Below are 11,837 nucleotides of genomic sequence, written 5' to 3' on the forward strand. Positions count from 1 at the left end.
GCAGTTCGCCGCCAGCCAGGTATTGCTCGGCACCCAGGTCTGACCCCGCTGGCCGGGAACAAAGGGCTACACTGTGCGCCCTAGCGCGCGGAGCCTGTCATGAGCCATCCCTTCTCCACCCTCACCCCGGACCTGGTGCTCGACGCCGTGGAGAGCCTCGGTTACCTCAGCGACGCCCGCGTGCTGGCACTCAACAGCTACGAGAACCGCGTCTACCAGGTGGGCATCGAGGACGAGGCGCCGCTGATCGCCAAGTTCTACCGCCCCGACCGCTGGAGCGATGCGGCGATCCGCGAGGAGCACAGCTTCAGCTTCGAGCTGGCCGAATGCGAGGTGCCGGTGGTGGCGCCGCTGCTGCGTGACGGCGAGACCCTGTTCGAGCACGGCGGTTTCCGCTTCGCCCTGTTCCCGCGTCGCGGCGGGCGCGCGCCGGAGCCGGGCAACCTGGATCAGCTGTACCGCCTCGGCCAGTTGCTCGGCCGCCTGCACGCGGTCGGCGCCAGCCGCCCCTTCGCCCACCGCGAAACCCTGGCGGTGGACAATTTCGGTCACGCCTCGCTGGCCACCCTGCTCGGCGGCGGCTTCGTCCCGCGCAGCCTGCTGCCGGCCTACGAGTCGGTGGCGCGCGACCTGCTGGCGCGCCTCGATCAGCTGTTCGCCCGCGTGCGCGTCCAGCCGATCCGCCTGCACGGCGACTGCCACCCCGGCAACCTGCTGTGCCGCGACGACAGCTTCCACATCGTCGACCTCGACGACTGCCGCATGGGCCCGGCGGTGCAGGACCTGTGGATGATGCTGGCCGGCGAGCGCCACGAGCGCCTCGGCCAACTGGCCGAGCTGATGGACGGCTACCAGGAATTCCACGACTTCGACGCCCGCGAGCTGCCGCTGATCGAGGGCCTGCGCGCGCTGCGCCTGATGCACCACAGCGCCTGGATCGCCCGACGCTGGGACGACCCGGCCTTCCCCCTGGCCTTCCCCTGGTTCGCCGGCGAGCGCTACTGGGGCGACCAGATCCTCTCCTTGCGCGAGCAACTGGCGGCGCTGGACGAGGAGCCGCTGCGGCTGTTCTGAGAGGTAGCCCGGATGAACCTTGCAATGATCGCCGGCAAGCCGGCCCAGACCGATACAGTTGCCCTCGCCGCGTAAACTTTGCCTTACGACTTTCCCGGCACGCGGCCATGGAGAAAAACTGAACGAACAGACAAGCCCGGGGCCCGGAGACTAGAATTCCGCGGCTACCGTTAGCTGCCTAAGCAAGGACTCCGCATGGCCACCGCCAACCCGCGACGCGGGTATCTCCTCGGCCTCACCGCCTACGTCATCTGGGGCCTGTTCCCGCTCTACTTCAAGGCCATCCAGAGCGTGCCGGCACTGGAAATCATCGTCCACCGGGTGCTCTGGTCGGCACTGTTCGGCGGCCTGCTGCTGCTCGTGTGGAAACACCCGGGCTGGTGGCGCGAGCTGCGCGACCATCCCAAGCGCCTGGCGGTGCTGGCCGGCTGCGGACTGCTGATCGCCACCAACTGGCTGGTCTACGTCTGGGCGGTGAACAACGAGCGGATGATCGAGGCCAGCCTGGGTTACTACATCAACCCGCTGATCAACGTGCTGCTCGGCCTGCTGATTCTCGGCGAGCGCCTGCGCCGCCTGCAGTGGCTGGCCGTCGGCCTGGCCGCCCTCGGCGTGCTGCAGCAGGTCTGGCAGCTGGGCAGCCTGCCCTGGGTGTCGCTGGTGCTGGCGCTGACCTTCGGCTTCTACGGGCTGATCCGCAAACAGGCGCCGGTCGCCGCCCTGCCCGGCCTGGTGGTGGAGACCTGGCTGCTGCTGCCGGTGGCGCTGGCCTGGCTGGCCCTGCACCCGGCGGCGGCGAGCAGCCAGGCGAGCTTCTGGACCAGTAGCGAGGCGCTGTGGCTGGCGGCCGCCGGGCCCATCACCCTGGTGCCGCTGGTGTGCTTCAACGCCGCAGCGCGCCACCTGCCCTACACCACCCTGGGCTTTCTGCAGTACATCGCGCCGACCCTGGTGCTGCTGCAGGCGATCCTGCTGTTCGACGAGCACTTCGCCCCCAGCACCCTGCTGGCCTTCGCCTGCATCTGGGCCGGGCTGGCGGTGTATAGCCTGGATATCTGGCTGAGCCTGCGCAAACGTCCGAGCGTGTAAGGGGGTGCGCACAGCGCACGCACTCGGCTGAGCAGAAAACACCCAACCGCCGCCAGGCTGCGTCAGCCCTGGCGCGGCGCCTTTCGGCCCCAGCCCAGCCACAGCTCCCCCCGGCATTTGCGCACAAACCTTTGATCCTGCTGATTTTTTAGCCAGGCAAAGAAAACCCCGGGGCACTAGCGGGTGCGCCGGGGCTCCCCAGCTTATCCACAGGCTGATCCACGCCAGCCGTGGATATTCAGTCCTCCTGACGCAGATTCAGCTCCACCATCAGGTCGTCGGCCAGGGTCTCCAGGCGCGCCTGCAACTGCTCCAGCGGCAGCGTCTCCGGCACCGCCAGCAGCGCCTCGGCGGTGAACAGCAGCTCGCCGCTCATCGGCGCCGGCGCCACTTCGGTCAGCAGGCTTTCCAGGTTGACACCCTGCTCGGCCAACAAGCGAGTGATGTCGCGCACGATACCGGGGCGGTCGTTGCCCACCAGCTCCAGGCGGATCGCGGTGAAGCGTCCGCCCGGCTCGCTGCCGCTGACCGCCAGTTGCACACGAATGCCCTGCGCACCGAGCGCCTCCAGGGCCTTGATCAGACCGCCGTGCGCCTCGGCCGGCACGTCCACCCGCACGATGCCGGCGAACTGCCCGGCCATGCGCGCCATGCGACTTTCCAGCCAGTTGCCGCCGTGTTCGGCGACGCAGGCGGCGAGGCGCTCGACCAGCCCCGGTTGATCCTCGGCAATCACCGTCAGTACCAGATGATCCATGTACTACCTCACTCGTTCACAGGATTGGAAAGGCTCAGCCGCGCAGCGCCAGCCAGTAGGTGAGAAATTGCTCGTCGCGCACATAGCCCAGGCGCTCGTACAGGCGCTGCCCGGCCAGGTTGGTCTTCGCCGTTTCCAGCTGCAGGCCGCAGGCGCCGCTGGCCTCGGCATGAGCACGGGCGGCGTTCATCAGCGCCGCGCCGACGCCGGCGCGGCGAGCCGACTCGTCGACATAGAGATCGCTGAGCAGCCAGGCCGGTTCCAGCGCCAGGGACGAGTGGAAGGGATAGAGCTGGACGAAGCCCTGGGCCGCGCCCCGCTCGTCGCGGGCGATCAGCAGCTGCGAGTCGCCGCGCTGCAGACGCTGGCGGAGAAAGGCGGCGATCTCCGTCTCGGCCCGCGGCACCTGGTAGAAGGCCAGGTAGCCGGCGAACAGGCGGGTGAGGTCGACGAGGTCGGCGGCAACGGCGGCGGATACCGGCATGGCAGGCTCCAGAACGGGTCAGCGCAGTATAGGCGAAGGCGGCGTAGGCCATATTCGCCCTCTTGTCAGTAGCCCGCGCAATTAATCGTGTACGTTTTTGCAAATTTTATGAAACAATAGCGCACTTTTTTGCATACACAGCGTATTCAACGTGACCGCACAGAGTCTTCCGGTCGCAGACTGACGCACACCCACTGCATTTCCCCGGAATCTTGATGTAGTATGCCGCGCCTCGGACTACAAGACGGCAAGCCCGTCTCCGACGAGCCCCTCTAAAAACGTAGGCGAGGTAGCCAGCGCCAGGCGCAACGACCAACGGGAGTAACAGCCGAAGGCTGGCCCGAAGGGTGAGCGCCAGCGAATCGAACGGGCGAAGAAGCGGAGTTTACTTGGTGTAAATGAGCATTCTGAGTCTGTTGCTAACGCAGCGATGGCAACGCAGGTAGTTTTAGAGGGGCCCGAAGCGGCTATCGAGTAGAGCTCAGAGAGAGTGAGGCAAGTGATGACTGAACGCGTTCAAGTCGGTGGCCTGCAGGTCGCCAAAGTCCTGTACGACTTCGTGAACAACGAAGCCATCCCCGGTACCGGCATCGCTGCCGACCAGTTCTGGGCCGGTGCCGCCGCGGTCATCAAGGACCTGGCACCGAAGAACCGTGCCCTGCTGGCCAAACGCGACGAACTGCAGGCGCAGATCGATGCCTGGCACCAGGCGCGCCAGGGTCAGGCCCATGACGCCACTGCCTACAAGGCCTTCCTCCAGGAAATCGGCTATCTGTTGCCGGAGCCGGAAGACTTCCAGGCCACCACCGCCAACGTCGACGAAGAGATCGCCCGCCTGGCCGGCCCGCAGCTGGTGGTGCCGGTGATGAACGCGCGCTTCGCCCTGAACGCCTCCAACGCCCGCTGGGGCTCGCTGTACGACGCCCTCTACGGCACCGACGTGATCAGCGAAGAAGGCGGCGCCGAGAAGGGCAAGGGCTACAACAAGGTGCGCGGCGACAAGGTCATCGCCTTCGCCCGCGCCTTCCTCGACGAGGCCGCGCCGCTGGCCGCCGGCTCCCATGTCGACTCCACCGGCTACAAGATCGTTGACGGCAAGCTGGTGGTTTCGCTCAAGGGCGGCAGCAACAGCGGTCTGCGCGACGACGCGCAACTGATCGGCTTCCAGGGCGAGGCCAGTGCGCCGGTCGCCGTGCTGCTCAAGCACAACGGCCTGCACTTCGAGATCCAGATCGACGCCGCCAGCCCCATCGGCAGCACCGACGCCGCCGGCGTGAAAGACGTGCTGATGGAAGCCGCGCTGACCACCATCATGGACTGCGAAGACTCGGTCGCCGCCGTCGATGCCGACGACAAGGTGGTGGTCTACAAGAACTGGCTGGGCCTGATGAAGGGCGACCTGGCCGAGGAAGTGTCCAAGGGCGGCCAGACCTTCACCCGCACCATGAACCCGGATCGCGTCTACACCAAGGTCGACGGCTCCGAGCTGACCCTGCACGGCCGCTCGCTGCTGTTCGTGCGCAACGTCGGCCACCTGATGACCAACCCGGCCATCCTCGACGCCGAAGGCAACGAGATTCCGGAAGGCATCCAGGACGCGCTGTTCACCAGCCTGATCGCGGTGCACAACCTGATCGGCAACACCACGCGCAAGAACACCCGCACCGGCAGCGTGTACATCGTCAAGCCGAAGATGCACGGCCCGGAAGAAGTCGCCTTCGCCAGCGAAATCTTCGCCCGCGTCGAGGATGTGCTGGGCCTGGCCCGCAACACCCTGAAGGTCGGCATCATGGACGAGGAGCGCCGCACCACCGTCAACCTCAAGGCGTGCATCAAGGCTGCCAGCGAGCGCGTGGTATTTATCAACACCGGCTTCCTCGACCGCACCGGTGACGAGATCCACACCTCCATGGAAGCCGGCGCCGTGGTGCGCAAGGCTGCCATGAAGAGCGAGACCTGGATCGGTGCCTACGAGAACAACAACGTCGACGTCGGCCTGGCCACCGGCCTGCAGGGCCGCGCGCAGATCGGCAAGGGCATGTGGGCCATGCCCGATCTGATGGCCGCCATGCTCGAGCAGAAGATCGCCCACCCGCTGTCCGGCGCCAACACCGCCTGGGTCCCCTCGCCGACCGCCGCCACCCTGCACGCCCTGCACTACCACAAGGTCGACGTGTTCGCCCGTCAGGCCGAACTGGCCAAGCGTACTCCGGCGTCGGTGGACGACATCCTGACCATCCCGCTGGCCAAGGACACCAGCTGGTCAGCAGAAGAAATCCGCAACGAGCTGGACAACAACTCGCAGGGCATCCTCGGCTACGTGGTGCGCTGGATCGACCAGGGCGTCGGCTGCTCCAAGGTGCCGGACATCAACGACGTCGGCCTGATGGAAGACCGCGCTACCCTGCGCATCTCCAGCCAGCTGCTGGCCAACTGGCTGCGCCACGGCATCGTCAGCGAAGCCCAGGTGATCGAAAGCCTCAAGCGCATGGCGCCGGTGGTCGACCGGCAGAACGCCAGCGACCCGCTGTACCGCCCGCTGGCTCCGGACTTCGACAACAACATCGCCTTTCAGGCCGCGCTGGAGCTAGTGATCGAAGGCACCAAGCAGCCCAACGGCTACACCGAGCCGGTGCTGCACCGCCGTCGTCGCGAGTTCAAGGCCAAGAACGGTCTCTGATTCGCCCCGGCTCGACAAAGAAATCCCCGCAGCGAGACCACTCGCTGCGGGGATTTTCTTTTCCCAGGGCGCCGTTGTCGCCGACGCCAGAGGCTGCGCTCAGCCCGCCAGCGGCTCGGCGCTCGGTGCCTCTTCGCTGCGCAGCGACTCGAGCAGCTCGTCGCTGGCCAGGGCCGGCAGGCGCAGCGCGGTGCCGGGGAGCTCGATGGCAGCCAGCGCACCGTCCTCGCCATTGTGCAGAATCAGCACCTGCTGACGTTGCAGGCAATCGAGGATCGCCAGGGAGACCTGGAAATTGGCCGCCAGAGTCTCCTCGGCGATGTCCGGCATGCGCGAACGGCGCTGGTACCAGCCGGCGCGGCGTTCGTTGTACTTGGCCCAGGCCAGCAGGATGGTGCCGAGCCCCAGCGCCACCAGCAGGTAGATCAGCAGGGTATCGAGCGTCGGCATGATTTCCGCTACCAGGGCCGGCCGCGGTCCATGCCGGCCGCTGGCCAGCAGCGAGGCCACGCCCTGCACCAGCAGATAGGCCATCGCCGCCCAGGCGGAGAGTGTCAGCAGCACATCGACGGCGCGCCCCAGACGGCTCTGTTGGCTACGAATCAACAGACTCATGACGGCTTCCTTGCGTTGCGGGTATTGATCCCGCGATCCGGGCTGACCCAGCGCGCCCGTTGCTGACGCCGCTTGAGCATGACCTTGGGGAAGCTGACCAGGGTGGTGAACAGGGTGATCATCCAGAACGCCAGGGGATACCAGATGATCCAGAACAACGCGCGCGCCAGCCCGGTTTCGTAGCGTCGCTCGATGAACAGGCTGAGGCTGAACTGCAGCAGGCATACGCAGGCCAGCACCAGGCCGGTAAAGGCCGGCGGCATGATGCTGCTGACCTGCAACTCGGCCGGCAGCTCAACCAGCTGGCCGACCAGCCACAGCAGGATCGACAGGGCGAAGGTGAAGGCCCAGATCGCCGACAGGGCGAACTCGATCAGCAGCGGCCACATGTAGCGAAAGCGCCAGGCCCAGATGGTGCCGATGTTCTTCAACAACACCTCGGCGCCGCCCTGCGCCCAGCGCAGGCGCTGCTTCCACAGGCCGCGCAGGGTTTCCGGCATAAGGATCCAGCACAGCGCGCGCGGCTCGTAGAAGATCGACCAGTGATCGAGCTGCAGCTTCCAGCTGACGTCGATGTCCTCGGTGATCATGTCCGCGCTCCAGTAGTCGATGCGGTTCAGCGCGCTGCGGCGGAACGCGGCGATCACCCCGGACACCGTGAAGACGCGGCCATAGACCCGCTGGGTCCGCTTGATCAGGCCGATGATGGAGGAGAACTCGCCCACCTGGATGCGTCCGACCAGCGTCGAGCGGGTACGAATGCGCGGGTTGCCGGTGACGGCGCCGACCCGCGGGTTGTCGATCAGCGGCGCCACCAGGTAGGCCACGGCGTCCTGATCGAGCAGGGCGTCGCCATCGATGCACACCAGGTATTCGCTGCGCGCCGCCAGGGCGCCCATGCGCAGGGCCACGGCCTTGCCCTGGTTCTGCGCCAGGTGCAGCACGCGCAGGCGCGGCTCGGCGGCCGCCAGGCGATCGAGCACCGCGGCGGTGTCGTCGCGAGAGCCGTCGTTGATGGCGATCACCTCGATGGCCGGGTAGCGCTGCGCCAGGGCCGCCCCTATGGTTTCCCGGGCGTGCTCGCCCTCGTTGAAGCACGGTACCAGGATCGACACCAGTGGTTCGCCGGCCAGCGGCGGCGGCAGCACCTCGCCGCTGTCGGACCAGGGCCAGTGGCGCTCCCAGTGCAGCCAGAAGTAGCTGCCGCCAGCCATCCACAGTGCCGACATGAACAGCGGGTAGAAGAACACGAAGTCCAGCAGCACGTCCCCGGTCAGGGCCAGGGCCACCCCGACCGGGGCGCCGAGCACCAGCAGCAGGATCAGCAGGGCGTAGATGCGATCGATCATGGCAGGGGATACCAGGCATTGGAGAGCGCCGGCCGAATCGTCTGCAGACGCGGCTGGTCGCTATGGAAGTCGTCCGGGTAGTAACCGAAGTGGCGCACGCCCTGCCATTGCAGGCGGCGCATCCACTGGGCCAGCAGCTGTGAGTCGATCGGCCCCTGGCTGCCGCGACGCCAGTCGCGCGCCTGCAGCTCGAACACCGTGCGCTGCAACGCGCCCGGACGCCTGGCGATCTGCTGCACCAGCTGGTCCAGCCAGGCATTGGCCTGCTGCGCCTCGACACCCTCCATGAAGGGCATGGCCATGGGTGCGGTCCAGTCGTAGCTGGCGAGGAAGTCGTCGAGGTTCTGCGCGAACCAGGTCTCGCTGTAGGGGTTGATGACCGGCTGCGCATAGAGGTTGCGTGCGGTCTTCACCTGCGGGCCGCGGATGGCACGCACCCTGGCCGTCAGCTCGGTGGTGAAGTCGATCAGGTAACGGCTCTTGAAACGTGTCCAGCGCTGCAGGCTGTCCTCGTCGGCGCGCAGCCGGGCGATCTCGCCGGGCAGACCGGCAGCGCGATAGGCCGCCAGGGCCGCCGGGCTGGCGTCCTCGAAATCCGAGAGCAGCGCATCGTCGTGATACAGCACGCCGGCGAAATTGGCGTGACGCGCCAGGTCCTCGTAGATCTCGCCGATCTGCCGGCGCACCTCGGGATCGAAGGGCGACAGGCGACGGTACTGCGCCTCGTCCACCTGCGGCGCGGCATCGGCGGACCAGCGCAGCACCCGCGGCAGGGCGGGATCGAGGTCGAAGCTGAGCACCGGCATCCAGGCGAACACCTCGACCTTGGCGCGGGTGCGCAGCTGCCAGGCGACGCGGTTGAACAGGTCGGCACGCACCGGCAGGTGGCGGTTGGGGAAGTACAGCGACTTGACCAGGCCGTCGCCCTCGGGGTCGGCATAGGCCTGCAGGAACACCGTGCTGATGCGCAGGTCGGCGATGCGCTGCACCAGCTTGCCGAGGTTGGCGTCCATCTGCTGCGGGTCGGGGTCGTAGACGTAATCCAGGTCGACATGGGCGACGCGCATCAGCTTCTGCTCCTCGACCCGGCTGACCGCCAGGGCCAGGTTGCTGGTATCCGGGTCGCCGCTGAGCAGCATGCGCGGGCCCTGCTGCAGGTTGGCGAAGTCGCCCAAGCCGTTCTCCAGGGTCAGGGCCAGCTCGTAGCCGTTATCGCCGACGATGCGCAGGGCACTGCCGCTGGCCTCCCCGTAGGGCCAGACCCAGACCCGCGGCGCCCGGCCGCTGGCGGCCTGGATCTTGGCACTGATGCGTTCGACATCGCGGGCGATGCGCGCATCATGCTCGGCATCGCTTTCGTAACGCCGGCGCGCCGGATCGTACAGGCGCGTGGCCGCCGCCGGCTGCAGGTTGCCCTGCGGATTGGCCTGCGCGCCATAGTGCAGGGCGTCGGTATGCGCGGCGATCTCGACCAGGCCGCTGGCGGCGATCTCGCCGATCTGCTGCCAGCTGAGGAAGCGCTCGCGCGCCACCGGTACGCCGCCGAAATCCACCGGCTGGTCCGCCGGCGTATCCAGCCAGACGCCCACCGGGGCCAGCACCGCCGGCCACTGATAGGCCCGAAGGATGGGCAGCACGCGCTCGTAGAAGCTGACGTAGCCGTCGTCGAAGCTGAGCAGCAGCGGCTTGTCCGGCAGCGCCGGGCCGCCCTGCCGGGCAGCCAGCAGCTGATCCACCGATACGGCCTGGAAGCCGCTGGCCTTGAGCCAGGCCAGCTGCTCGATCAGATTGGCGGTGCGTACCGACATGAAGCGCTGGTCGGCCTCGCCGTCCTCGACATCGTGATAGGCCAGTGCCAGGACACGCCCCTGCGGCCAGGGGCTCTCCGCGGCAGCCCGCGGGCGCTCCAGCGGCGGGGTGAAGGGCGGCGCTTCGACGGCGCAGGCGGCGAGCAGCAGGGCACTCAGCCCGAGCAGCAGCCAACGAGGGAAATAGGCCATGGGATGGTCCTTAGAAGCGGTAATTGAGATCGAGCAGCACGCTCATTTCGCGCTCGCGGTCGCCGTCGTACTCGCGGCTCAGGGCCGACACGGTGATACCGCCATCGAAACGGTCATCCAGGCGCAGGCGCTGGCCGTAGCCGATCAGGCCGACCGCCGCGCTGCCGTAGTCGCGCTGGCTGTTGCTACCGAGGCCCAGTTGCAGCTGCTGGCTCCAGGCGGTCTGGTAGCGCCGGTAGAGGCTGTGCGAAAGACTCAGGCTGGGCAGCACGCCGAACTCGGCCGCAGGATTGAAGTAGGGCACGTCGGCCGAGCCGCTGTTGTGGGCAGCGGAGAACTCCAGCCCCAGGTCGGCCTGCCAGGTCGGCGCGGTGTACAGACGCTCGCTGCCGGCCAGCAGCAGGCCCAGACGGTCGTTGCCGTCGCTGAAATGCGCGGCAGCCAGGGAGGCCCGCCATTCGCGTCGCTCGTCGGCACGCCAGCGCAGGAAGCCGCTCAGACTGTCGGCGCTGATGTCGGCGTTCAGCGCCCGCAGCGGCGTCTCGCTCGACAAGGACTGCGCCGACCAGCCGTACTGCCAGTGATCGTCGATGTCGTGCCAGCCGTTCAGGCGCAGGCCCAGCTTGTCGCCGTGGCCGTAGTCGTGGCGGGACACCTCGGCCTCCAGGCGCTGGTTGCGCACCCGCCACTCGAGTCCGCCGCGCTGCCAGCGATGATGGCCGCGCCCTTCCTCGAAATCCGCGCTGGCATAACCGGCACCGCCGAACAGGCGCCAGTCGTCGTGCAGCGGCTCGCTGTAGAGGACGCTGTCGATGCCCAGGTCATGGCCGCCGGATACGCTGCTGCCCGAGCCCAGGCCGCGGTAGGCGATAATCCGCAACTCGGCCATGTGATGCACCCGGCGCAGCTTGTCCAGACGCTGCGCCTGCAGGTTTTCCGGGTAGCGGCGGATCACGTCGTCGGTCAGCAGGTCGAGCTGGCGCCACTCCTGCAGCTGCAGCGCTCCCAGGCCCTGCTGCACCTCCAGGCCCAGATGCCGCGGTGCCGTGCTCTCCACCACCTTCAGCTCGTCCTCGGCACGTCGCGGCCAGCCGCGGACCTGGTACAGGCTGGCGAGCGAGGTGCGCAACGAACTGTTGTTCGGCGCGTTCCCGGCCAACTGGGCGAATGCCTGGGTAGCTGCCGGCGTGTCGTTCAGGTACAGCTCGGCGTTGGCCTGCATGACCTGCGCCTCCAGCCAGCGCGCATTGGGCTCGGCCTCGGGGTTGCCCGGCTGGTACAGCCGCGGCGGCTGCTGCGCCGCCAGCCGCGTGGCGAGCCGATGGGCCTCCTCCAGCTGCTCGCTTTCCACCAGCGCGTAGAACAGCCCTTGATGGTCGGCCAGCCAGAGCGGGTGCTTGTCGTTTTCCCCGGCGATCACCCGCCGGTACAGGGCGGCCGCCTGCTCCGGCTCACGCAGGTAGAGTTGGGCGGAGGCGACCCAGCGCAGGGCATAGCCCGGCAGCTCGACGCCTTCGGCCTGCAACTGCCGGTAATGCTCCAACAGCTCGGCCATGCGTACCCGCGCATGCAGGCCCCCCAGTCGATCGATACGCACCCGCAGACTGTCGGCGCGCGCCTGCGGCAGCTCGGCCCAGGCCTGGAGCAGGCGTTCGGCCTCGGCCAGGGCCTGGTCGGCGAGACGAAAGCGCTCGACCTCGCCACGCGTCGCCATGTCCGCCATGCGCACCAGCGCGGCCAGCGCGTCGGCCTGCAGCTGGCGCTGCCGAGCGGCGTCGAGCAGCTCGGG

9 protein-coding genes are annotated in these 11,837 nt (G+C 67.8%); 3 read left to right on the plus strand and 6 right to left on the minus strand.

Translation table 11 applies throughout. From position 1 onward, the window contains the following. The first annotated feature begins 99 nt into the window (after window positions 1-99). A complete protein-coding gene (locus tag N878_RS02350) occupies window positions 100-1,074 on the plus strand; it encodes a serine/threonine protein kinase (protein WP_021442078.1) in 975 nt (324 codons plus the stop codon). 195 nt (window positions 1,075-1,269) lie between these two features. Then, a complete protein-coding gene (gene rarD / locus N878_RS02355; protein ID WP_021442079.1) occupies window positions 1,270-2,163 on the plus strand; it encodes an EamA family transporter RarD in 894 nt (297 codons plus the stop codon). A gap of 238 nt (window positions 2,164-2,401) precedes the next feature. Here rarD and N878_RS02360 read toward each other — a convergent pair whose 3' ends face one another. Together N878_RS02360 and N878_RS02365 are read right to left on the minus strand one after the other, a co-directional pair. Then, window positions 2,402-2,920, minus strand: coding sequence for a glycine cleavage system protein R (locus tag N878_RS02360; protein WP_021442080.1), 519 nt, complete (start codon window positions 2,918-2,920; stop codon window positions 2,402-2,404). A 34-nt stretch (window positions 2,921-2,954) separates the two neighbouring features. Next, complete coding sequence (locus N878_RS02365; protein WP_021442081.1) at window positions 2,955-3,404, minus strand: GNAT family N-acetyltransferase; 450 nt, start codon at window positions 3,402-3,404, stop codon at window positions 2,955-2,957. A gap of 502 nt (window positions 3,405-3,906) precedes the next feature. On the opposite strand from N878_RS02365, the gene N878_RS02370 reads away from it, so the two are divergent. Next, window positions 3,907-6,084, plus strand: coding sequence for a malate synthase G (locus N878_RS02370; protein WP_021442082.1), 2,178 nt, complete (start codon window positions 3,907-3,909; stop codon window positions 6,082-6,084). A gap of 99 nt (window positions 6,085-6,183) precedes the next feature. Here N878_RS02370 and pgaD read toward each other — a convergent pair whose 3' ends face one another. The 4 genes from pgaD to pgaA form a co-directional block, all read right to left on the minus strand. Then, a complete protein-coding gene (pgaD, locus tag N878_RS02375) occupies window positions 6,184-6,699 on the minus strand; it encodes a poly-beta-1,6-N-acetyl-D-glucosamine biosynthesis protein PgaD (protein ID WP_021442083.1) in 516 nt (171 codons plus the stop codon). Next, the gene (gene pgaC / locus N878_RS02380; protein WP_021442084.1) at window positions 6,696-8,048 is read right to left on the minus strand and encodes a poly-beta-1,6-N-acetyl-D-glucosamine synthase; all 1,353 of its coding nucleotides are present in this window, start codon (window positions 8,046-8,048) and stop codon (window positions 6,696-6,698) included. The genes pgaD and pgaC overlap by 4 nt, the downstream gene beginning before the upstream one ends. After that, complete coding sequence (gene pgaB, locus N878_RS02385) at window positions 8,045-10,048, minus strand: poly-beta-1,6-N-acetyl-D-glucosamine N-deacetylase PgaB (RefSeq protein ID WP_021442085.1); 2,004 nt, start codon at window positions 10,046-10,048, stop codon at window positions 8,045-8,047. The genes pgaC and pgaB overlap by 4 nt, the downstream gene beginning before the upstream one ends. 10 nt (window positions 10,049-10,058) lie before the next feature. Next, on the minus strand, window positions 10,059-11,837 hold a 1,779-nt coding region (gene pgaA, locus N878_RS02390), incomplete at its 5' end, for a poly-beta-1,6 N-acetyl-D-glucosamine export porin PgaA (protein WP_021442086.1).

Origin of the sequence: Pseudomonas sp. EGD-AK9 (assembly GCF_000465935.2) — a bacterium.
Lineage (GTDB): Bacteria > Pseudomonadota > Gammaproteobacteria > Pseudomonadales > Pseudomonadaceae > Aquipseudomonas.